General features: G+C 66.3%; 29 protein-coding genes. All 29 read right to left on the minus strand.

The genetic code is table 11. From position 1 onward, the window contains the following. Positions 1-32: 32 nt before the first annotated feature. The gene (gene secY / locus ACFQV6_RS17355) at positions 33-1,373 is read right to left on the minus strand and encodes a preprotein translocase subunit SecY (protein ID WP_378028524.1); all 1,341 of its coding nucleotides are present in this window, start codon (positions 1,371-1,373) and stop codon (positions 33-35) included. A gap of 638 nt (positions 1,374-2,011) precedes the next feature. Next, positions 2,012-2,461 carry a 50S ribosomal protein L15 gene (gene rplO, locus ACFQV6_RS17360; RefSeq protein WP_378028525.1) on the minus strand — a complete coding sequence of 150 codons (450 nt, stop codon included), beginning with the start codon at positions 2,459-2,461 and terminating at the stop codon, positions 2,012-2,014. Continuing rightward, positions 2,462-2,644, minus strand: a complete 183-nt coding sequence (gene rpmD, locus ACFQV6_RS17365) for a 50S ribosomal protein L30 (RefSeq protein ID WP_014687772.1) — start codon at positions 2,642-2,644, stop codon at positions 2,462-2,464. Next, the gene (gene rpsE, locus ACFQV6_RS17370; protein WP_378028526.1) at positions 2,644-3,267 is read right to left on the minus strand and encodes a 30S ribosomal protein S5; all 624 of its coding nucleotides are present in this window, start codon (positions 3,265-3,267) and stop codon (positions 2,644-2,646) included. Before rpsE ends, rpmD begins: the two co-directional genes overlap by 1 nt. Positions 3,268-3,280: 13 nt before the next feature. Then, positions 3,281-3,664, minus strand: coding sequence for a 50S ribosomal protein L18 (gene rplR, locus ACFQV6_RS17375; RefSeq protein WP_378028684.1), 384 nt, complete (start codon positions 3,662-3,664; stop codon positions 3,281-3,283). Positions 3,665-3,672: 8 nt separating this feature from the next. Next, positions 3,673-4,212, minus strand: coding sequence for a 50S ribosomal protein L6 (rplF, locus tag ACFQV6_RS17380; RefSeq protein WP_378028527.1), 540 nt, complete (start codon positions 4,210-4,212; stop codon positions 3,673-3,675). A gap of 14 nt (positions 4,213-4,226) precedes the next feature. Next, positions 4,227-4,634, minus strand: coding sequence for a 30S ribosomal protein S8 (gene rpsH, locus ACFQV6_RS17385; RefSeq protein WP_364223289.1), 408 nt, complete (start codon positions 4,632-4,634; stop codon positions 4,227-4,229). A 121-nt stretch (positions 4,635-4,755) separates the two neighbouring features. Further along, positions 4,756-4,941: a type Z 30S ribosomal protein S14 gene (locus ACFQV6_RS17390; protein ID WP_014440734.1), complete on the minus strand. Its 186-nt coding sequence runs from the start codon at positions 4,939-4,941 to the stop codon at positions 4,756-4,758. Positions 4,942-4,943: 2 nt separating this feature from the next. After that, the gene (rplE, locus tag ACFQV6_RS17395; protein WP_378028528.1) at positions 4,944-5,513 is read right to left on the minus strand and encodes a 50S ribosomal protein L5; all 570 of its coding nucleotides are present in this window, start codon (positions 5,511-5,513) and stop codon (positions 4,944-4,946) included. After that, positions 5,513-5,833 (minus strand): 50S ribosomal protein L24, encoded by a 321-nt coding sequence (gene rplX, locus ACFQV6_RS17400; protein WP_157441595.1) that lies wholly within the window; start codon positions 5,831-5,833, stop codon positions 5,513-5,515. Before rplX ends, rplE begins: the two co-directional genes overlap by 1 nt. Next, positions 5,830-6,198 (minus strand): 50S ribosomal protein L14, encoded by a 369-nt coding sequence (rplN, locus tag ACFQV6_RS17405; protein WP_023358185.1) that lies wholly within the window; start codon positions 6,196-6,198, stop codon positions 5,830-5,832. The genes rplX and rplN overlap by 4 nt, the downstream gene beginning before the upstream one ends. Before the next feature lie 94 nt (positions 6,199-6,292). Next, positions 6,293-6,568 carry a 30S ribosomal protein S17 gene (gene rpsQ / locus ACFQV6_RS17410; protein WP_378028529.1) on the minus strand — a complete coding sequence of 92 codons (276 nt, stop codon included), beginning with the start codon at positions 6,566-6,568 and terminating at the stop codon, positions 6,293-6,295. Beyond that, complete coding sequence (rpmC, locus tag ACFQV6_RS17415) at positions 6,565-6,798, minus strand: 50S ribosomal protein L29 (protein WP_378028530.1); 234 nt, start codon at positions 6,796-6,798, stop codon at positions 6,565-6,567. Before rpmC ends, rpsQ begins: the two co-directional genes overlap by 4 nt. Next, positions 6,798-7,223, minus strand: coding sequence for a 50S ribosomal protein L16 (gene rplP / locus ACFQV6_RS17420; RefSeq protein ID WP_378028531.1), 426 nt, complete (start codon positions 7,221-7,223; stop codon positions 6,798-6,800). The genes rpmC and rplP overlap by 1 nt, the downstream gene beginning before the upstream one ends. Positions 7,224-7,226: 3 nt before the next feature. Further along, positions 7,227-8,084 (minus strand): 30S ribosomal protein S3, encoded by an 858-nt coding sequence (rpsC, locus tag ACFQV6_RS17425; RefSeq protein WP_378028532.1) that lies wholly within the window; start codon positions 8,082-8,084, stop codon positions 7,227-7,229. Then, positions 8,084-8,554 (minus strand): 50S ribosomal protein L22, encoded by a 471-nt coding sequence (rplV, locus tag ACFQV6_RS17430; protein WP_378028533.1) that lies wholly within the window; start codon positions 8,552-8,554, stop codon positions 8,084-8,086. Before rplV ends, rpsC begins: the two co-directional genes overlap by 1 nt. Before the next feature lie 37 nt (positions 8,555-8,591). Continuing rightward, a complete protein-coding gene (rpsS, locus tag ACFQV6_RS17435) occupies positions 8,592-8,873 on the minus strand; it encodes a 30S ribosomal protein S19 (protein WP_014440726.1) in 282 nt (93 codons plus the stop codon). Between the two features lie 12 nt (positions 8,874-8,885). Further along, a complete protein-coding gene (rplB, locus tag ACFQV6_RS17440) occupies positions 8,886-9,725 on the minus strand; it encodes a 50S ribosomal protein L2 (protein WP_378028534.1) in 840 nt (279 codons plus the stop codon). Between the two features lie 14 nt (positions 9,726-9,739). Beyond that, the gene (gene rplW, locus ACFQV6_RS17445) at positions 9,740-10,042 is read right to left on the minus strand and encodes a 50S ribosomal protein L23 (protein ID WP_378028535.1); all 303 of its coding nucleotides are present in this window, start codon (positions 10,040-10,042) and stop codon (positions 9,740-9,742) included. Further along, positions 10,039-10,686, minus strand: a complete 648-nt coding sequence (gene rplD / locus ACFQV6_RS17450; protein ID WP_378028536.1) for a 50S ribosomal protein L4 — start codon at positions 10,684-10,686, stop codon at positions 10,039-10,041. Before rplD ends, rplW begins: the two co-directional genes overlap by 4 nt. Then, positions 10,683-11,336 (minus strand): 50S ribosomal protein L3, encoded by a 654-nt coding sequence (gene rplC / locus ACFQV6_RS17455; protein WP_378028537.1) that lies wholly within the window; start codon positions 11,334-11,336, stop codon positions 10,683-10,685. Before rplC ends, rplD begins: the two co-directional genes overlap by 4 nt. Before the next feature lie 10 nt (positions 11,337-11,346). After that, positions 11,347-11,655 (minus strand): 30S ribosomal protein S10, encoded by a 309-nt coding sequence (rpsJ, locus tag ACFQV6_RS17460; protein ID WP_007073037.1) that lies wholly within the window; start codon positions 11,653-11,655, stop codon positions 11,347-11,349. Between the two features lie 421 nt (positions 11,656-12,076). Continuing rightward, complete coding sequence (tuf, locus tag ACFQV6_RS17465) at positions 12,077-13,270, minus strand: elongation factor Tu (RefSeq protein WP_378028538.1); 1,194 nt, start codon at positions 13,268-13,270, stop codon at positions 12,077-12,079. 131 nt (positions 13,271-13,401) lie between these two features. Beyond that, on the minus strand, positions 13,402-15,498 hold the full coding sequence (fusA, locus tag ACFQV6_RS17470) for an elongation factor G (protein ID WP_378028539.1): 2,097 nt from the start codon (positions 15,496-15,498) through the stop codon (positions 13,402-13,404). Between the two features lie 84 nt (positions 15,499-15,582). Then, a complete protein-coding gene (rpsG, locus tag ACFQV6_RS17475) occupies positions 15,583-16,053 on the minus strand; it encodes a 30S ribosomal protein S7 (RefSeq protein ID WP_045745030.1) in 471 nt (156 codons plus the stop codon). Between the two features lies 1 nt (position 16,054). Beyond that, a complete protein-coding gene (gene rpsL / locus ACFQV6_RS17480) occupies positions 16,055-16,429 on the minus strand; it encodes a 30S ribosomal protein S12 (protein WP_014440718.1) in 375 nt (124 codons plus the stop codon). 466 nt (positions 16,430-16,895) lie between these two features. Beyond that, positions 16,896-17,555 (minus strand): hypothetical protein, encoded by a 660-nt coding sequence (locus ACFQV6_RS17485; RefSeq protein WP_378028540.1) that lies wholly within the window; start codon positions 17,553-17,555, stop codon positions 16,896-16,898. Between the two features lie 67 nt (positions 17,556-17,622). Beyond that, the gene (locus tag ACFQV6_RS17490) at positions 17,623-17,937 is read right to left on the minus strand and encodes a hypothetical protein (protein WP_378028685.1); all 315 of its coding nucleotides are present in this window, start codon (positions 17,935-17,937) and stop codon (positions 17,623-17,625) included. A gap of 99 nt (positions 17,938-18,036) precedes the next feature. Further along, complete coding sequence (locus tag ACFQV6_RS17495; protein ID WP_378028541.1) at positions 18,037-21,930, minus strand: DNA-directed RNA polymerase subunit beta'; 3,894 nt, start codon at positions 21,928-21,930, stop codon at positions 18,037-18,039. Positions 21,931-21,996: the final 66 nt, after the last annotated feature.

A 21,996-nucleotide genomic window follows, 5' to 3' on the forward strand; every position in this document is an offset into this window, starting at 1 on the left:
CGACGCCAGAGCCCCCCGGCCCCGCGTACCCACTACCGGAGGAACCCTTCGTAGTTCCGCTGCATGAGTTGGCTCTCGATCTGCTTCACCGTCTCCAGACCCACACCCACCATGATCAGCACCGCGGTGCCGCCGAAGGGGAAGTTCTGATACTGGTTCTGGTTCAGCCAGATGAAGAAGAAGTTCGGCAGCACCGAGATCAGAGCCAGATACAGCGCGCCCGGCAGGGTGATCCGGCTGAGGATGAAGTCCAGGTAGTCGGCCGTCGGCTTGCCCGGGCGGATACCCGGAACGAACCCACCGTACTTCTTCATGTTCTCCGCGACCTCGGTCGGGTTGAACGTGATCGACACGTAGAAGTACGTGAAGAAGATGATCAGCAGGAAGTACAGGCCGATGTAGATCGGGCTGGTCGGATCCGCGAGGTTGTTCTGGATCCAGATCTGGTAGGGCGCCAGGTTGTTCTGGTCGAAGAACTGCAGGTACAGCTGCGGCAGGTAGAGCAGCGAGGAGCCGAAGATGACCGGGACGACACCCGCCTGGTTGACCTTCAGCGGGATGTAGGTGGAGGTACCGCCGTACATCCGCCGGCCGATCATGCGCTTCGCGTACTGCACCGGGATGCGGCGCTGTGCCTGCTCGATGAAGACGACCAGGGCGATGATGACCAGGACCAGGCCGATCACCAGCAGGAACTTGCCGGTGCCGCTCGAGGTCTTGATCGTCCAGCCCTCGCCGGGGAGGCGGGCCGCGATCGAGGTGAAGATCAGCACGGACATGCCGTTGCCGACACCACGGTCGGTGATCAGCTCGCCGAGCCACATGACCACACCGGTACCGGCGGTCATCGTCATCACCAGCACGGTGAGGGTCAGCCACATCGGCAGACCGGTGTTCTCCGGGATGATCTGGTAAGCCGGGTTGTCCTGGTCGCACATGTTGCCGAAGAGCTGGCCCGTGCGGGCGAGGGCAACGAAGGCGGAGGCCTGCAGAACGGCGAGGCCGAGCGTCAGGTACCGGGTGTACTGCGTGATCTTCGCCTGGCCGGACTGGCCCTCCTTGCGGAGCTGCTCCAGTCGCGGAATCACGACGGTGAGCAGCTGGAGGATGATCGACGCCGTGATGTACGGCATGATGCCCAGCGCGAAGACGGAGAGCTGAAGCAGCGCACCGCCGGAGAAGAGGTTCAACAAGTTAAGAACGCCGTTGCCCGCCTGCTCGGTGAGAGCGAGGCATGCCTTTACGTTGGAGTAAGACACACCAGGGCTGGGCAATGTGGCACCGAGACGATAGATCGCGATAATCGCTACCGTGAAGAGTAGCTTCTTCCGCAGGTCAGGCGTCCGAAGCGCGCTCGAGAAGGCGGACAACAACTGATCCTCCTGCGTGGTCGCCACACTCTGGTTGCGGTATCCCGGAAAACTTCGGGCACACACTAATGAGCAGCCGTAGAGGCCGCCAGCGGAGCACTGTATCAGCAAGGCCGAGTGCGCAACCACCGGCACCGGTACGGCCGATGCCCCAGTACAGCACAACTGTCCGGCTTCGTGGCTGAACCATGTGCTTACGCCACGATCGGTAGGCCGTGCTCCACTGAGCCCGGTCACCCCCCGCGCCCGAGCCGGAACTCACAATACGGTACGACCGGGCGACTCCCGGTCACCCGATGCCCCGGATCGAAGTTAATCGCACCGAGACCGCCTGTACGGCCCCTGACGGCTTCGGTGTCCCATGGGTACTCCCCAGGTCGGTCCGAAGTGCAATCGGGGCCTCACGCGGCGCACAGGACCGTTTCCGTATCAGGCGTCCCACATTGCGTGCCCGTGACATCGCCCCCCGGTTCGCTCACGGTCGCCCTACTCGCGGAGCGAACACCATGTGGAGGGATTCCTCGCGAAGCGAACGCCATGTGGAGGGATTCCTCGCGAAGCGAACACCATGTGGAGGGACAGCAAAGGGCCGCGGCCCCCGGGACGAATCCCGGTGCCGCGGCCCTTTGACCGCTTACGTCCTACAGCTCGGTGACCGAGCCACCGGCTGCGGCGATCTTTTCCTTGGCGGACTCGCTGAACGCGTGCGCCGAGATGGTCAGCGCAACGCTTCCCAGCTCGCCGGAGCCCAGCACCTTGACCGGCTGGCCCTTGCGGACAGCGCCGGCCTCGACCAGCTGCGCCGGGCCGACCTCGCCACCGTTCGGGAACAGTTCGGCGAGCCGGTCCAGGTTCACAACCTGGAAGACGACCTTGTTGCGGGGCCGGTTCTTGAGGCCCTTGATCTTCGGCAGGCGCATGTGGATGGGCATCTGACCACCCTCGAACGCCGCACCGACGTTCTTGCGTGCTCCGGTGCCCTTGGTGCCCCGACCGGCGGTCTTGCCCTTGGAGCCCTCACCGCGACCGACACGGGTCTTCGCGGTCTTGGCGCCGGGCGCCGGGCGGAGGTGGTGGACCTTGATCGCCATTTACTCGACCTCCTCGACAGTGACGAGGTGGTTCACGGCGAAGATCATGCCCCGAATCTCGGGGCGGTCCTCCTTGACCACCACATCGTTGATCCGCTTGAGGCCGAGCGACCGCAGGGAGTCCCGCTGGTTCTGCTTACGGCCGATCTCGGACCGGATCTGGGTGACCTTCAAACGAGCCATCAGTGCACCGCCGCTTCCGCGCGCGCCGCCAGCATCGCTGCCGGCGCCACGTCTTCGACCGGCAGGCCACGGCGAGCCGCGACGGCCTCCGGCGACTCGAGGCCCTTCAGTGCGGCCACGGTCGCGTGCACGATGTTGATCGGGTTCGACGAGCCGAGGCTCTTCGACAGGATGTCGTGGATACCGGCGCACTCCAGCACGGCACGCACCGGGCCACCGGCGATGACGCCGGTACCGGCCGACGCCGGCTTGAGCAGGACGACGCCCGCGGCAGCCTCACCGGTGATCGGGTGCGGAATGGTCGCACCGATACGCGGCACCTTGAAGAAGTGCTTCTTGGCCTCCTCGACGCCCTTGGCGATCGCCGCGGGCACCTCCTTGGCCTTTCCGTAGCCGATACCCACGGTGCCGTCGCCGTCGCCGACGATCACCAGAGCGGTGAAGCTGAAGCGACGACCACCCTTGACGACCTTCGCGACACGGTTGATCGCGACGACCCGCTCAAGGTGCGGTGTCTTGTCGACGGGCGCGTTGCCGCGGCCGCCCTCACGGCGGTTGTCCCTGCGGTTGCCACCCTCGGTGTTACCGCCGGACCCGCCGCCTCGGCGCTGCTGACCAGGCATTGGTCAATTCCTCCTAGAACTCGAGTCCGGCTTCGCGGGCGGCGTCCGCAAGCGCGGCGATCCGCCCCGCGTACTTGTTGCCACCGCGGTCGAAGACGACCTGGGAAATGCCCGCGGCCTTGGCCCGCTCCGCGAGAAGCGCACCGACCTTGCCGGCCATGGCGCTCTTGTCGCCCTCGCCACCCCGGATCGAGGTGTCGAGCGTCGAGGCCGAAGCCAGGGTGTGTCCCTTGAGATCGTCGATGATCTGCGCGGTGATGTGCCGCGCGGACCGGGTGACGACCAGGCGAGGACGCTCGGCCGTACCACGGACGTTCTTGCGGACCCGGAAGTGCCGACGCGCCTTGCCGACGGCACGCTTGGCGGCGACGCCGCCGCCGTTGCGGCGCTTGAGCAGCGTGGCGGTCACTTCTTACCTGCCTTTCCAGCCTTGCGGCGGATGACCTCGCCCTGGTACTTGACACCCTTGCCCTTGTAGGGCTCCGGCGGGCGGATCTTGCGGATGTTCGCGGCAACCTCACCGACCAGCTGCTTGTCGATGCCGGTCACGGTGAACTGCGTCGGCCGCTCCACCGAGAAGGTGATGCCAGCCGGCGGGACCACGTTCACGGGGTGCGAGAAACCGAGAGCGAACTCCAGGTCCTTGCCCTTTGCCGTGACGCGGTAACCAGTGCCGTTGATCTCGAGCGTCTTCTTGTAGCCCTCGGTCACGCCGATGATCATGTTGGCGACAAGGGTACGAGAGAGGCCGTGCAGCTCCTTGGCCCGGCGCTCGTCGCTGGGGCGGTTGACGTGCAACTCGCCGCCGTCCTTCTCGACAGTGATCGGCTCGGCGACGGTGTGCGAGAGCTCGCCCTTGGGGCCCTTGACCTTGACGGTCTGCCCCGTGATGGTGACATCGACGCCGGCCGGGACCGGGATCGACTTACGTCCGATTCGCGACATGTCAAAGTCTCCAGTTACCAGACGAAGGCGAGGACTTCCCCGCCAACACTCCGCTTGCGGGCCTGCTTGTCGGTCAGCAGTCCCTGGGACGTCGAAATGATCGCAACACCGAGGCCACCGAGTACGCGCGGCAGCTCGTCGGACTTGGCATACACCCGCAGGCCGGGCTTCGAGACGCGCTTGATGCCGGCGAGGCTGCGCTCGCGGTTCTGGCCGTACTTGAGCTCAACGACCAGACGCTTGCCGACCGCGCCCTCCTCGGGCTCCTCAGACGTCCACGAAGCGATGTAACCCTCGGCCTTGAGGACCTCGGCGATGCTCGCCTTGATCTTCGAGTAGGGCATCGTCACCTTGTCGTGGTACGCCTGGTTGGCGTTACGCAGACGCGTGAGCATGTCTGCGATCGGGTCCGTCATCGTCATGGGTATTCGTCAACCTTTCTCGCCGGGGTTCCCGAGCAGGCTCAGGCCTACGGCGAAGCGGTATTACTTTTGAACCAGCCCTCAGTCCGCTCAAGGGCGGCGGGGTGGGGCGGTCGGATGGTTACCAGGAAGCCTTGGACACGCCGGGCAGTTCACCACGGTGCGCCATGTCCCGCACGCAGACCCGGCAGAGGCCGAACTTGCGGTAGACCGAGTGCGGGCGACCGCACTTCTGGCAACGGGTGTAAGCACGCACGGCGAACTTCGGCTTCGCGGCCGCCTTGATGATCAGCGCCTTCTTAGCCATGCTCAGTTCTCCTTGAACGGGAAGCCCAGGAGCTTGAGCAGCGCCCGGCCCTCGTCGTCAGTCGAGGCGGTGGTGACCACGGTGATGTCCATGCCCCGCGGCCGATCGATCTTGTCCTGATCGATCTCGTGGAACACCGACTGCTCGGTCAGACCGAAGGTGTAGTTGCCGTGGCCGTCCAGCTTCTTGCCGTCGAGCCCGCGGAAGTCACGGATACGCGGCAGCGCGATGGACAGCAGCCGGTCCAGGAACTCCCACATCCGGTCGCCACGAAGGGTGACCTTCGCGCCGATCGGCATGCCCTCACGCAGCTTGAACTGCGCGATCGACTTCGTCGCCCGGCGAACCAGCGGCTTCTGACCCGTGATGGTGGTCAGGTCGCGGACCGCGCCGTCGATCAGCTTGGCGTCCCGGGCAGCCTCGCCGACACCCATGTTCACGACGACCTTGACCAGGCCGGGGATCTGCATGGGGTTGCCGTACTTGAACTGCTCGTTGATGGCCGGCGCGACCTCGGAGCGGTACTTCTGCTTGAGGCGCGGCAGCGTCTTGGTCTCGGTGGCGGCAGTCATCAGAGTTCCTTACCGGTCGTACGCGCGATACGGACCTTGGTGCCGTTATCGTCGATCCGGTAGCCGATCCGCGTCGGCTTGCCCTGGTCGTCCAGCACCTGCACGTTCGAGATGTGAACGGGGGCTTCCTGAGTCACGATGCCACCGGTCTTCGATCCGCGCTGGTTCGTGCGGATGCGTTCGTGCTTCTTGACGCGGTTGACGCCCTCGACCAGGACCTTGTCCTGCCGCGGGAAGGCCGCGATGACCTTGCCCTTGGCACCCTTGTCCTTGCCGGCGATGACGACGACCGTGTCGCCCTTCTTGATCTTCACGGTCAGAGCACCTCCGGCGCCAGGCTGATGATCTTCATGAACCGCTTGTCGCGCAGCTCGCGCCCGACCGGGCCGAAGATGCGGGTACCGCGGGGGTCCCCGCCGTCCTTGATGATGACGGCGGCGTTCTCGTCGAAACGGATGTACGAGCCGTCCGGGCGACGCCTCTCCTTGGCGGTGCGAACGATGACAGCCTTGACGACGTCACCCTTCTTCACACCGGCGCCGGGGATGGCGTCCTTGACCGTGGCCACGATGACGTCGCCGATGCTCGCGTAACGGCGACCGGAGCCGCCGAGCACGCGGATGCAAAGAATCTCCCGTGCACCCGTGTTGTCGGCGACGCGCAGTCGCGACTCCTGCTGGATCACGTCTGTCTCCTATGTCTGCCAGTTCTCCGGATGACTTCTCCGAAGCTTGGCGGAACGATGGTCCGCTGGGCCGGCCGGAGCCGGCCCAGCGCACTCACTTGGCCTTTTCGAGGATCTCCACGACACGCCACCGCTTGGTGGCGGAGAGCGGACGAGTCTCCATGATCGAAACCCGGTCGCCGACGCCGCATGCGTTCTGCTCGTCGTGCACCTTCAGCTTGCGGGTACGGCGGATGACCTTGCCGTACAGCGCGTGCTTGACGCGGTCCTCGACCTCGACCACCACGGTCTTGTCCATCTTGTCGCTGACCACGAGACCGTCACGCACCTTGCGCTGGGCACGCGGTGCAACAGTGCTGTTCTCACTCATGCTGTCACCTCATCCGGCGCAACCGAGAGCCCCAGCTCGCGCTCACGCATGATCGTGTAGACCTTCGCGATGTCCTTGCGGACGACCTGCAGTCGACGGTGATTGTCGAGCTGCCCGGTCGCGCGCTGCACACGAAGGTTGAACAGCTCCGCCTTGGCCTCCCGCAGCCGCGAAACAAGCTCCTCGTCGGAGAGTTCGCGGAGCTCAGCTGCCTTAACGCCGGCTGCCATCAGCTTTCACCCACTTCGCGCGTCACGATGCGGCACTTCATCGGGAGCTTGTGGATCGCGCGGCGCATCGCCTCACGCGCGACCGTCTCGTTCGGGAACGACATCTCGAAGAGAATGCGTCCCGGCTTGACGTTCGCCACCCACCACTCGGGAGAACCCTTACCGGAACCCATCCGGGTTTCGGCCGGCTTCTTCGTCAGTGCCTGGTCCGGGAAAATCGAGATCCAGACCTTGCCACCACGCTTGATGTGGCGGGTCATCGCGATACGCGCCGACTCGATCTGCCGGTTCGTCACGTACGCGGGCTCCAGCGCCTGGATACCGAACTCACCGAAGACCACCCGGTTGCCGCCCTTGGACGCGCCACTGCGGCCCGGATGGTGCGGCTTGCGGAAGCCCTTCGGGGGCTTACGCGGCATCAGCATGTGTCAGCCCTCCTGCTGCGTTTCGGCCTGAGCCGGAGCCGCGGCGACCGCGGCGTCGTTGAGGTTCTCGCCGGCCGGAGTGTCACCACTCCGGGACTGCGCGGCCGCGCGGCCGGCCTCAGTTCCACCCGCGGTCGTACCGGACGAACCGGAACGGCCACGACGCGGACGCTCGGGACGGTCGGCGCGGTCCCGGCGCGGACGCGCGGGAGCCTCGGCGGCGACCTCGCGACCCGGAACGGCGTCGCCCTTGTAGATCCAGACCTTCACGCCGATACGGCCGAACGTGGTACGGGCCTCGAAGAAGCCGTACTCGATGTTGGCCCGCAGCGTGTGCAGCGGAACACGACCCTCACGGTAGAACTCCGTGCGGCTCATCTCCGCGCCGCCGAGACGGCCGGAGACCTGAACCCGGATGCCCTTGCAGACCGGGTTCTTCATGGCCGACTGCATGGCCTTGCGCATCGCCCGGCGGAAGCTGACCCGGCTGGACAGCTGCTCGGCGACGCCCTGCGCCACGAGCTGAGCGTCCGACTCGGGGCTTTTCACCTCGAGGATGTTCAGCTGGACCTGCTTGCCGGTGAGCTTCTCGAGCTCGCCGCGGATCCGGTCGGCCTCCGCACCCTTACGGCCGATGACGATGCCCGGCCGGGCGGTGTGGATGTCGACCCGGACCCGGTCACGGGTCCGCTCGATGTCCACCTTGGAGATGCCGGCGCGCTCGAGGCCCTTGGACATCATGCGGCGGATCTTGACGTCCTCGCCGATGTAGTCCTTGTAGAGCTTGTCCGCGAACCAGCGGCTCTTCCAGTCGGTGGAGATGCCGAGGCGGAACCCGGTGGGGTGAACTTTCTGACCCATTACTCGGCGCCTTCCTTCTCGGCCTCAGTGCGCTGCGACTCGGCAGCCTTCGGCTCAGCGGCCTTGGTGGCCTTCTTCGCCGTGGCCTTCTTCGCCGGGCGGACCGTCTGGACCGCCTCGACCGCGATAGTGATGTGACAAGTGCGCTTGCGGATCCGGTACGCCCGGCCCTGCGCCCGCGGACGGAACCGCTTGAGCGTCGGACCCTCGTCCACGAACGCTTCGCTGACGAGGAGAGCGTCGGGGTCGAGCCGCTCGTTGTTCTCCGCGTTCGCGATGGCGCTCGCGAGCACCTTGTAGACCTGCTCGCTGGCGGCCTGCGGCGCGAACTGCAGGACGGTGAGCGCCTCCTTCGCGGGCAGACCGCGGACGAGGTTGACCACCCGGCGCGCCTTGTTCGGCGAGATGCGCACGTGCCGCGCAACCGCCCGCGCGCCCGGAAGCACCGGAGCGTCGCCCTTAACTGGCATCGCTGTAGCTCCTAATTCCTCTGATCCGTGTATCTGCTTAGCGACGACGGCTCTTGCGGTCGTCCTTCTCGTGACCCTTGAACGTGCGGGTCAGAGCGAACTCGCCGAGCTTGTGCCCGACCATGGCCTCGGTGATGAACACCGGGACGTGCTTGCGCCCGTCGTGCACGGCGATCGTGTGCCCGAGCATGTCGGGAATGATCGTCGAGCGTCGCGACCAGGTCTTGATGACGTTCTTCGAGTTCTTCTCGTTCTGGACTTCCACCTTCTTGATCAGGTGGTCGTCGACGAACGGGCCCTTCTTGAGGCTGCGAGGCATCTTCTACTCCCGTTACCCGCGCTTGCGGGTCGCGTAGCGGCGGCGAACGATCAGCTTGTCGCTCGGCTGGCCCTTGCGACGAGTACGGCCCTCAGGCTTACCCGCCGGGTTCACCGGGTGACGACCACCCGAGGTCTTGCCCTCGCCACCACCATGCGGGTGGTCGACGGGGTTCATGGCGACACCACGGACGGTCGGGCGCTTGCCCTTCCACCGCATACGACCAGCCTTGCCCCAGTTGATGTTCGACTGGTCGGCGTTGCCGATCTCGCCGACGGTGGCGCGGCAGCGCACGTCGACGCGACGGATCTCGCCGGAGGGCATACGCAGCGTGGCGTAGACACCCTCACGGCCGAGGAGCTGGATGCCGACGCCGGCCGAACGGGCAAGCTTGGCGCCACCGCCGGGACGAAGTTCCACGTTGTGGATCGTCGTACCGACCGGGATGTTGCGCAGGGGCAGGTTGTTGCCCGGCTTGATGTCAGCGCCCACGCCGGACTCGACGCGGTCGCCCTGCTTCAGGTCCTTCGGCGCCACGATGTAGCGCTTGGTGCCGTCGGCGTAGTGCAGCAGCGCGATACGCGCGGTGCGGTTGGGGTCGTACTCGATGTGAGCGACCTTGGCCGGCACGCCGTCCCTGTCGTTGCGCTTGAAGTCGATCAGCCGGTACTGGCGCTTGTGGCCACCGCCCTGGTGCCGCGTGGTGATGCGGCCGTGGACGTTGCGACCACCCTTTTTGGGCAGCGGTACCAGCAGAGACTTCTCCGGCGTCGACCGGGTGATCTCGGCGAAGTCGGCGACGCTCGAGCCGCGACGGCCCGGCGTGGTCGGCTTGTACTTACGGATTGCCATGATTCACAAACCCCTTAGCTGACCGGGCCGCCGAAGGCCTCGATACGGTCACCGTCAGCCAGCTTCACCATCGCGCGCTTGGTCGCCTTGCGCTGACCCCAACCGGTCTTGGTGCGCTTGCGCTTGCCCTCGCGGTTGGCCGTGTTCACGGTCAGCACGCGGACGTTGAAGATCTGCTGGATCGCGATCTTGATCTGGGTCTTGTTCGCGGCCGGGTTCACCTCGAACGTGTACCAGTTCTGGTCGAGAACGCTGTAGCTCTTCTCGGAGACCACCGGGGCGACGATGATGTCGCGCGGGTCGGCGATCGTGCTCACTTGTCGCCCTCCTCGGACTTCTCGGAGCCGCCCAGGAACTCGTCGAGCGCGACCTTGGTGAAGACCACCTCGTCGGCGACCAGCACGTCGTAGGTGTTCAGCTGGCCGGCCTCGATGAGGTGCACGGTCGGCTCGTTGCGCAGCGACACCCAGTTCAGCTCGTCCTGGCTGTCCAGCACGACGAGAACCTTGGTGGTCTGAGCGACCTTGCGCAGCGTGGTGACGGCGGCCTTGGTCGACGGCTTCTCGCCGGTGACGAAGCCCTCGACCACGAACACGCGGCCGTCACGGGCCCGGTCCGACAGGGCGCCACGCAGAGCGGCGGCCTTCATCTTCTTCGGGGTCCGCTGGCTGTAGTCACGCGGCACGGGACCGTGCACGACGCCACCACCGGTGAACTGAGGCGCGCGGATCGAGCCCTGACGGGCGCGACCGGTGCCCTTCTGCTTGTACGGCTTCTTGCCGCCGCCGGCGACCTCGCCACGGTTCTTGGCCTTGTGCGTGCCCTGACGGGCCGCGGCCAGCTGCGCCACGACGACCTGGTGCATCAGCGGGATGTTCGCCTGGACGTCGAAGACGTTGCCGGGCAGGTCGACAGAGCCGGACTTGGCGCCCTCGGCGTTGATCACGTCAACCGAGCTCACTTGGCACCGCCCTTCTTCTTCGCCGCGGTACGGACCAGGATCAGCGCGCCCTTGGGACCGGGCACCGCGCCCCTGACCAGGATCAGGTTGCGCTCGGTGTCGACGGCCTGGATGACCAGGTTCTGCACGGTGAACCGCTTGCCACCCATGCGACCGGCCATCTTCATGCCCTTGAACACGCGACCAGGGGTCGCGCAGGCGCCGATCGAACCGGGCGAGCGGTGCTTACGCTCGACACCGTGGCTGGCACGCAGACCGTGGAAGCCGTGCCGCTTCATGACGCCGGCGTAGCCCTTGCCCTTGGTCTTACCGGTGACGTCGATCGGCGTACCCGCCGCGAACGCCTCAACGGTGACTTCCTGGCCGAGCTCGTACTCACCGGCGTCGGTGGTGCGCAGCTCCACGAGGTGACGCCGCGGCGAGACACCGGCCTTCGAGTAGTGGCCGCTTTCCGGCTTGTTGACCTTTCGCGGGTCAATCGCGCCGTAAGCCAGCTGGACAGCCGCGTAGCCGTCCTTCTCATCGGTACGGACCTGGGTCACGACGCAAGGGCCGGCCTGCACCACGGTTACCGGGACGACTTTGTTGTTGTCCCAGACCTGGGTCATGCCGAGCTTGGCGCCCAGGATCCCCTTTACTTGCCTGTCCATTGTCCGGTCCCTACAGCTTGATCTCGATGTCGACGCCAGCCGGCAGGTCGAGGCGCATGAGCGAGTCGACCGTCTTCGGAGTCGGGTCGATGATGTCGATCAGACGCTTGTGCGTGCGCATCTCGAAGTGCTCGCGCGAGTCCTTGTACTTGTGCGGCGAACGGATCACGCAGAAACGGTTGATCTCCGTGGGCAGCGGCACCGGGCCTGCGACCTGCGCCCCGGTACGCGTCACCGTCTCGACGATTTTCCGCGCCGAGGAGTCGACGACCTCGTGGTCATAGGCCTTGAGCCGGATGCGGATCTTCTGTCCCGCCATGGTGGCTTCTGTTTCCTTCTCTCGATGCCGCTACGTGCGGAAGCGGGTGGCCTCCGCATGCCCGCAGGACCGTTGATCCTGCGTTGTCCGACCCCCGCGGTCGGGCGTGTCGCGCGTTGTCTCAGAGTGCTGGGCACTCTGATTTCGCCCCCGGCCTCTGATAACTCAGTTGCCTGAAGCGAATCGATCGCGGGGATCAAAGGGTGTCGGGCGGCAGACGAACCACACCCGGACACCCGGCGAGGGTGGGCAACTGCCTGAGCTGCACAACTCCTGGAGCAATAAAGCTCTCGGAGCAGCACAACCCTTGGGCAGCCACCCACCCCGCGCGGACGCAACCTGACTAGTATGCCGGATGCGATCCGGCAACACCAATCGGGGTCACCAATGAGGGCCGGCTCACGTCAGTGAGCCACCTCAACTAGACGGTGATCTTCGTGACCGTTCCGGCGCCGACGGTGCGGCCACCCTCCCGGATCGCGAACTTCAGGCCCTGCTCCATGGCGATCGGCTGGATCAGCTTCACGGACATGGAGGTGGAGTCGCCCGGCATGACCATCTCGGTGCCCTCGGGCAGCGTGACGACGCCGGTGACGTCCGTGGTGCGGAAGTAGAACTGGGGCCGGTAGTTCTGGAAGAACGGGGTGTGCCGGCCACCCTCCTCCTTTGAGAGGATGTAGACCTGGCCCTCGAACTCCGTGTGAGGAGTCGAGGTGCCCGGCTTCACGACGACCATGCCGCGCTCGACGTCCTCGCGCTTGATGCCACGAAGCAGCAGACCGACGTTCTCACCCGCGCGGGCCTCGTCGAGCAGCTTGCGGAACATCTCGATGCCGGTGCAAACGGTCTTGGTCGACTTCTCGCGGATACCCACGATCTCGACCTCCTCGTTCGGCTTGAGGATGCCGCGCTCGGCGCGACCGGTCACCACGGTGCCACGACCGGTGATCGTGAAGACGTCCTCGATCGGCATGAGGAACGGCTTCTCGGTCTCGCGCTCGGGCTGCGGGATCGCGGTGTCGACGGCGTTCATCAGCTCGAGGAGCTTGCCGGTCCACTCCGGGTCACCCTCGAGGGCCTTGAGCGCCGACACGCGAACGACCGGCAGGTCGTCGCCCGGGAACTCGTAGGTGCTGAGCAGCTCGCGGACCTCGAGCTCGACGAGCTCCAGGAGCTCCTCGTCCTCGACCATGTCGCTCTTGTTCAGGGCGACGACGATGTAGGGGACGCCGACCTGGCGGGCCAGGAGGACGTGCTCCTTGGTCTGCGGCATCGGGCCGTCGGTGGCGGCCACGACCAGGATCGCGCCGTCCATCTGAGCCGCACCGGTGATCATGTTCTTGATGTAGTCGGCGTGGCCGGGGCAGTCCACGTGCGCGTAGTGACGCGCCGCGGTCTGGTACTCGACGTGTGCGATCGAGATCGTGATGCCGCGGGCCTTCTCCTCCGGCGCCTTGTCGATCTCGTCGAACGGGGTGTACGGGTTCAGCTCGGGGAACTCGTCGTGCAGGACCTTCGTGATGGCCGCAGTCAGCGTCGTCTTACCGTGGTCGATGTGACCAATGGTGCCGATGTTGACGTGCGGCTTAGTCCGCTCGAACTTAGCCTTCGCCACGTGTCCTCCTGTGGACTGTGTTTCTTCTTTTCGCCCGGCACGCCCGACAAGGCGCCTCAGGACTCTGTCGACTGCTAGTGCACGTGCGGCCCTCGACGGGCCGCACGTGCCTCAACGCTTCCGGCGGGTGATTAAGCGCCCGTAGCCTTAGCGATGATCTCCTTAGCCACGTTCCCGGGAACCTCGGCGTAGGAGTCGAACAGCATGCTGTAGCTCGCCCGGCCCGCAGTCTTCGACCGCAGGTCGCCGACGTAGCCGAACATCTCCGAGAGCGGGACCAGAGCCTTGACGACGCGGGCGCCGGAACGCTCCTCCATCGACTGGATCAGGCCGCGGCGGGAGTTGAGGTCGCCGATGACGTCACCCATGTTGTCCTCAGGGGTGGTGACCTCAACGGCCATCATCGGCTCGAGCAGCGCGGGGTCGGCCTTGCGGGCCGCCTCCTTCATCGCCATCGAGCCGGCGATCTTGAATGCCATCTCGGAGGAGTCGACCTCGTGGTACTGGCCGTCCACCAGGGTGAACTTGACACCGACGAGCGGGTAGCCGGCGAGCACGCCGTACTGCAGGGAGTCCTGCGCGCCCGCGTCCACCGAAGGAATGAACTCCTTGGGGATGCGACCACCCGTGACGGCGTTCACGAACTCGTAGGTCGGGCCGTCGGCGTCGAGCGACAACGGCTCGACGGTGACGACGACCTTCGCGTACTGGCCCGAGCCACCGGTCTGCTTCTTGTGGACGTACGTGAGCTTCTCCACCTTGCCGCGGATCGTCTCGCGGTACGCCACCTGCGGCTTACCGATGTTCGCCTCGACGTTGAACTCGCGCCGCATGCGGTCGACGAGGATGTCGAGGTGGAGCTCGCCCATGCCGGCGATGATGGTCTGCCCGGTCTCCTCGTCGTTGAAGACGCGGAAGGTGGGGTCCTCCTCGGCCAGACGCTGGATCGCGGTGCCCAGCTTCTCCTGGTCCGACTTGGTCTTCGGCTCGATGGCGACCTGGATGACCGGCTCCGGGAAGGTCATCGACTCGAGGATGACCGGGTTCGCCGGGTCGCTGAGCGTGTCACCGGTGGTGGTCTGCTTGAGACCCTGGACGGCGATGATGTCGCCGGCCTGCGCGGTGGCGCGCTCCTCACGCTTGTTCGCGTGCATCTGGTAGATCTTGCCGATCCGCTCCTTGCGGTCCTTGGTGGAGTTGACCACCTGGGAACCGGAGTCGAGCGTGCCGGAGTAGACCCGTACGTAAGTCAGCTTGCCGAGGTGCTTGTCGGTCTGGATCTTGAAAGCCAGGCCGGAGAACGGCTCGCTGTTCGACGGCTTGCGCAGCATCACCGTCTCGCCGTCGGTGGCCGTGCCCTCGATAGCGGGGACGTCCAGCGGCGACGGCAGGTAGTCGACGACGGCGTCGAGCATGGGCTGAACGCCCTTGTTCTTGAACGCCGAGCCACACAGGACCGGGTTGGCCTTGCTGGCGATCGTGGAACGCCGGATGGCGGCCTTGATCTCGTCGATCGAGAGTTCCTCACCCTCGAGGTACTTCTCCATCACCGCGTCGTCGACGTCGGCGAGGGTCTCGATGAGCTTCTCGCGCCACTCGGCCGCGGAGTCGGCCAGGTCGGCCGGGATCTCCTCGATCGCGTAGTCGTCACCCTTCTGGGTCTCCCCACGCCAGGTGAGCGCCTTCATGTTGATCAGATCGACGACGCCGATGTGGTCGCCCTCGAGGCCGATCGGGATCTGCAGAACGAGCGGCGTGGCGTTCAGCCGGTCGATCATCATCTGCACGCAGCGGAAGAAGTCCGCTCCGGTCCGGTCGAGCTTGTTGACGAAGCACATCCGGGGGACGTGGTACTTGTCCGCCTGGCGCCAGACGTTCTCGGTCTGCGGCTCCACGCCGGCAACGCCGTCGTAGACCGCCACCGCACCGTCGAGCACACGCAGCGACCGCTCGACCTCGACCGTGAAGTCGACGTGGCCGGGCGTGTCGATGATCTGAATCGTGTAGCCCTTCCACTCGCACTTCGTGGCGGCGGAGGTGATGGTGATACCGCGTTCCTGCTCCTGCTCCATCCAGTCCATGACGGCAGCGCCCTCGTGGACCTCACCGATCTTGTACGTGATGCCGGTGTAGAACAGGATCCGCTCGGTCGTCGTGGTCTTACCAGCGTCGATGTGCGCCATGATGCCAATGTTGCGAACCTTGGCGAGCGCGTCTGCGGCGGCCACTTCCATCCCTACTTTTCTTCGTCGTCGTCTCGTGGACCGGTACGACTGCTATGGCCCGGCGAGTTGCCGGGCCTCAGCAGGGTCCTACCAGCGGTAGTGCGCGAAGGCCTTGTTGGACTCCGCCATCTTGTGGGTGTCCTCGCGCCGCTTGACGGCGGCACCGAGGCCGTTGCTGGCGTCGAGCAGCTCGTTCTGCAGGCGCTCGATCATGGTCTTCTCGCGGCGGGCCTTGGAGTACTGGACCAGCCAGCGCAGACCGAGAGTGGTCTGCCGCGGGGTACGGACCTCGACCGGCACCTGGTAGGTCGCGCCACCGACGCGGCGGCTGCGGACCTCGAGGGTCGGCTTCACATTGTCCATCGCGCGCTTGAGGATGACCACCGGGTCGGTGCCGCTCTTCTCGCGTGCACCCTCGAGGGCGCCGTACACGATGCGCTCGGCGAGCTGACGCTTGCCGGCGACCAGGATCTTGTTGACCAGCTGAGTTACCAGCGGGGAGTTGTACACCGGGTCAGCGACCACAGGGTGGCGCGGAGCGGGTCCCTTACGCGGCATGTCAGCTCTTCTCCTTCTTCGCGCCGTAACGGCTGCGGGCCTGCTTGCGGTTACGGACACCCTGGGTGTCGAGCGAACCGCGAACGATCTTGTAGCGAACGCCCGGCAGGTCCTTCACACGACCGCCACGCACGAGCACGATGGAGTGCTCCTGGAGGTTGTGACCAACGCCGGGGATGTACGCCGTGACCTCGATCTGGCTGCTCAGCTTCACACGAGCGACCTTGCGCAGCGCAGAGTTCGGCTTCTTGGGGGTAGTGGTGTACACGCGCGTGCACACGCCGCGCCGCTGGGGGCTTCCCTTCAGCGCCGGCGTCTTCGTCTTGCTCGTCTTCGCCTGGCGGCCCTTGCGGACCAGCTGCTGGATCGTGGGCACCGGGTTTCTCCGCTCCCTTCGGCCGTTTCCTGTTCACGGCCGCACCGTTTGTTTCTGCCTCTGTGTGGCGGTCCTGCCCCGGCGGGGAAGGTCCGACACCCGCGGTCGGGCGTGTCGTCCGGCTCACGGTCCCTCAGCGCGTGAAGGTTCACGCGCATCGGATCTTGTCTTTGTCAGGGCTCAGATCCTTGCCTCAAGGACGCGGTCCGGCCCTGAGCCCGTCGTGCTGCAATTACCCGTCGTACGTTCCGATTCGGGTGCACGCACGAGTTGCCCGGGCGAGCCCGGGCACGAGGGGAAAGACTACCCACCACAAGCACCCAGGTCAAAATGAGGCCATGCTAATGCTGGCTCATTGATGACCGGGCTCCCACGATGGACATCTCCGTATACCAGTGTACCGGGTGGTCCGGCGCGGCATCGCCGCGGTGCCGGATCCGCCGCCGGCCGCCGCCGGGCAGGCCGATCAGGACACTTGTGACAGGAGACCCAGCGCCAACGCCAGCACGCCTATTCCCGCGGCCACCACGCCGCACACGATCCCGGAGATCGCGACACCGCGCCCGGTGAATCGCACCTGGCCGGTGTGCCCGGAGCGCCTGATCTGGCGGAGCGCGATCATCCCGGCGCCGATCGCTCCCCCACCGGCGAGCACGGTGAGCAGGGTGAACGCACCGGTCACCCAGGCGCCCCAGTCCTCGCTGGCCTCGACGATGCCGAAGCAGGCGGCCACGACTGAGACGAGGATCGCGCCGATACCGGCGATCAGCGCGCCGATCGCCAGCCCGGACGTGATCGGCGGCACACGCAACTGGGCCAGCCCGAACTCGGTCCCACCCACCACGTCGACCCGCTCCAGCTCCCAGCCGGCCGAGGGCGGCGGCACGGGCGGCGCGAAATGCGGCTGAGGAGCGCCGTACTGCTGCTGGGGAGGCCCGAACTGAGGCTGCGGAGGGCCGTACTGCTGCTGGGGAGGCCCGTACTGAGGCTGAGCAGGGCCGTACTGCTGTTGGGGAGGGCCGTACTGGGGCTGGGGAGGCGGGCCGTACTGGGGCGACACCGGACCGGGATGGCCGCCGGGCTGTTGAGGGGGCGGCGGATAGGCGGACCCGGGGTGCTGCGTCATAGGGAGAAGCATGTCACCCGTACGAGCCGGTGCGCAGCCCGGCCGGAGCGTGACAGCGCGGTCCGGATCAGTTGGTGCCGGGTGCGAAGTCCTGGCCGCCGGGAACGGTGGCCAGGTGCAGCAGCCCGGCGATCACGGCCACCACCAGCGACGTCAGGGCGAGCATCAGCCCGGCCCAGGCCAGCCGGCGGCCCCGCTGGATCCACGCTGAGCCGGTCAGATAGCCGCCCGCGGCGAACGCCTGCCGGTGGGTCTGCCGGGCCAGCAGCAACGCGATCGTGGCGGGAATCACCCCGCCCACGAACGGACCCAGCAACAGCCCGGTCAGCCCCAGCGCGAAGACCGCGCGGGCTTTCGTTGCGGGGACCGGCTCCGGATCCATGGGGTGGCGGGTGGGCACCACGGGCAGCGTCACCAGACCATCTTAGAAAGGCACATGGGGTGGCCGCGCAGTGCGCGACCACCCCATGTGGAGAAACCCTTAGCGGTACGACCCGAAGTCGAAGTCGTCCAGCGGCACAGCCTGCCCGCTGGCCGGCCCGAAGCCGTAGTCGGTTTCCGGGTACCCGGTCATCGAGTACACCTTGGCCTTGGCCTCCTCGGTCGGCTCGACCCGGATGTTCCGGTACTTGCTGATACCGGTACCGGCCGGGATGAGCTTGCCGATGATGACGTTCTCCTTGAGGCCCACCAGCGAGTCGCTGCGCGAGTTGATCGCAGCGTCGGTGAGCACCCGGGTGGTCTCCTGGAAGGAGGCCGCCGAGAGCCAGGAGTCGGTCGCCAGCGAGGCCTTGGTGATACCCATCAGCACCGGACGACCGGCGGCGGGCTCGCCACCCTCGCCCACGAGCCGGCGGTTCTCCGACTCGAAGAGCGCCCGGTCGACCAGCACGCCCGGCAGGAACTCGGTCGCGCCGGAGTCGATGACCGTCACCCGCTTGAGCATCTGGCGGATGATGATCTCGATGTGCTTGTCGTGGATGAGCACACCCTGCGAGCGGTAGACCTCCTGGACCTCACTGGTCAGGTGGACCTGGACCGCGCGCGGACCCATGATGCGCAGGAGCTCGTGCGGGTCGATGGTGCCCTCGGTGAGCTTCTCCCCGACGCCGACGTGGCCGCCGTCCGGGATCCGCAGCTTGACGCGCTTCGAGATCTTGTCGTACACGATCTCTTCGCTGCCGTCGTCCGGCACCACGATGATCTTGCGCGAGCGCTCGCCGTCCTCGATGCGGACGCGACCCGGGGTGTCGGCGATGGGCGCCTTGCCCTTGGGCACGCGGGCCTCGAAGATCTCCTGCACACGCGGCAGACCCTGGGTGATGTCCTCACCCGCGACACCACCGGTGTGGAAGGTACGCATGGTGAGCTGCGTTCCGGGCTCACCGATGGACTGGGCGGCGATGATGCCGACCGCCTCACCGATGTCGACCGACTTGCCGGTCGGCAGCGAGCGGCCGTAGCAGGCCGCGCACACACCGAGCTTCGACTCGCAGGTCAGGACGCTGCGCACCCGGACGTTCTCGACACCCGCGGCGACAAGCTTGTCGACCAGGATCGAGTTGAGGTCCGAGCCGCGGGCGACCACCAGGTTGCCGTTGGCGTCCGTGATGTCGTCGGCCAGCGTCCGGGCGTGCACGCCGGTCTCGGCGTGCGTGTGCACGACCAGGCTGCCGTCGATCCGCTCGGGGTCGGTGACCGCCATCGGGATCGCGCGGTCGGTGCCGCAGTCCTCCTCGCGGATGATGACGTCCTGCGAGACGTCCACCAGACGCCGGGTCAGGTAACCCGAGTCGGCGGTACGCAGGGCGGTGTCCGCCAGGCCCTTACGGGCACCGTGCGTGGAGATGAAGTACTCCAGGACGGTCAGACCTTCACGGTACGACGACGTGATCGGCCGCGGGATGATCTCACCCTTGGGGTTGGCCACCAGACCACGGATCGCGGCGATCTGCCGGAGCTGGAGCAGGTTACCGCGGGCGCCGGAGTTGATCATCACCCAGAGCGGGTTCTCCTGCGGCAGCGCGGACTCCATCTCCTTGGAGATCTCGTTGGTCGCCTTGGTCCAGATCTCGATGAGCTCGCCGCGGCGCTCCTCACCGGTCATCAGGCCACGCTGGTACTGCTTGTCGATCCGGTCGGCCTCGGCCTGGTACTTGGCGAGGATCTCCGGCTTGCGCGGCGGCGCGATGACGTCGCCCATGCCGATCGTCACACCGGACCAGGTGGCCCAGTGGAAGCCGGCCTCCTTGAGCGCGTCCAGGGTCGCGGCCAGCGCGACCTTCGGGAAGCGCTCGGCGAGGTCGTTGACGATCGCCGACAGCTGACCCTTGCGGATCTCGTAGTTGACGTAGCGGTAGCCCGGGGGCAGCGTCTCGTTGAAGATGACGCGGCCCAGCGTGGTCTCGACCAGGACCGAGCCGCCCTCGACCCACTCCTCCGGCGCGACCCAGGCCTCGCCCTTGGCGCCGTTGTCGACACCGACGATTTCCTTCAGCCGGATCCTCACCGGAGCCTGCAGGTGCAGCTCGCCGTTGTCGAACGCCATCCGAGCCTCGGCGTCCGAGCTGAACACCCGGCCCTCGCCCTTGGCACCGGACGTCATGTGGGTCAGGTAGTACAGACCGATGACCATGTCCTGGGTGGGCATGGTGACCGGCTTGCCGTCGGCCGGCTTGAGGATGTTGTTCGAGGACAGCATCAGGATCCGGGCCTCGGCCTGCGCCTCGGCCGACAGCGGCACGTGGACCGCCATCTGGTCACCGTCGAAGTCGGCGTTGAACGCCGTGCAGACGAGCGGGTGGATCTGGATGGCCTTGCCCTCGACCAGCTGCGGTTCGAAGGCCTGGATGCCCAGACGGTGCAGGGTCGGCGCGCGGTTCAGCAGCACCGGGTGCTCGCTGATGACCTCTTCGAGGACGTCCCACACGACCGGTCGCTGCCGCTCGACCATCCGCTTGGCGGACTTGATGTTCTGCGCGTGGTTCAGGTCGACCAGGCGCTTCATCACGAACGGCTTGAACAGCTCGAGCGCCATCTGCTTCGGCAGGCCGCACTGGTGCAGCTTGAGCCGGGGGCCGACGACGATGACGGAACGACCGGAGTAGTCGACCCGCTTGCCGAGCAGGTTCTGACGGAACCGGCCCTGCTTGCCCTTGAGCATGTCGGAGAGCGACTTCAGCGGGCGGTTACCCGGACCGGTGACCGGCCGGCCACGGCGGCCGTTGTCGAACAGCGCGTCGACGGCCTCCTGCAGCATCCGCTTCTCGTTGTTGACGATGATCTCGGGCGCGCCGAGGTCGATCAGTCGCTTGAGGCGGTTGTTGCGGTTGATGACCCGGCGGTACAGGTCGTTCAGGTCGGACGTGGCGAAACGGCCACCGTCGAGCTGCACCATCGGGCGCAGGTCCGGCGGGATGACCGGGACGCAGTCCAGGACCATGCCGAGCGGCGAGTTGCGGGTGTTCAGGAACGCCGCGACGACCTTCAGCCGCTTGAGCGCCCGGATCTTCCGCTGGCCCTTACCGGTGCGAATGATCTCGCGCAGGTGCTCGGCCTCGGCGTCCAGGTCCATGTTCTGGAGCAGCGCCTTGATGGCCTCGGCACCCATGCCACCGGTGAAGTACTCACCGAAGCGGTCGCGCAGCTCGCGGTAGAGCAGCTCGTCGGTGACCAGCTGCTTGCTGTCGAGCTTGCGGAAGGTGTCGAGCACCTCGTCGAGACGGTCGATCTCGCGCTGGGCCTTGTCCCGGATCTGGCGCATCTCGCGCTCGCCGGCTTCCTTGACCTTGCGGCGCACGTCCGCCTTGGCGCCCTCCGCCTCGAGCTCGGCAAGGTCCTGCTCGAGCTTGGCGGCGCGCTTCTCGATCTCGGAGTCCCGGCTGTTCTCGGACTGGCGCTTCTCCGCGAAGATCTCGTTCTCGATGGTGGACATGTCGCGGTGACGCGACTCGGCGTCAACGCTCGTGATCACGTACGAGGCGAAGTAGATGATCTTCTCGAGGTCCTTGGGGGCAAGGTCGAGCAGATAACCGAGCCGGCTCGGCACACCCTTGAAGTACCAGATGTGCGTGACCGACGCGGCGAGCTCGATGTGGCCCATCCGCTCGCGACGGACCTTGGACCGGGTCACCTCGACGCCGCAGCGCTCACAGATGATGCCCTTGAACCGGACCCGCTTGTACTTGCCGCAGTAGCACTCCCAGTCCCGCTGCGGACCGAAGATCTTCTCGCAGAAGAGTCCGTCCTTCTCGGGCTTGAGCGTGCGGTAGTTGATCGTCTCGGGCTTCTTGACCTCGCCGTGCGACCACTGCCGGATGTCGTCAGCGGTAGCAAGGCCGATACGCAACTCGTCGAAGAAGTTGACGTCGAGCACTTGGTCTGTCCCTCGTGTTTCGTTGCTCGGGTGAATTCAAGGCCGGCGGTGGCGTCCCCGGTGCTG

The organism is Actinoplanes sp. GCM10030250 (assembly GCF_042666575.1).
GTDB lineage: Bacteria > Actinomycetota > Actinomycetes > Mycobacteriales > Micromonosporaceae > Actinoplanes.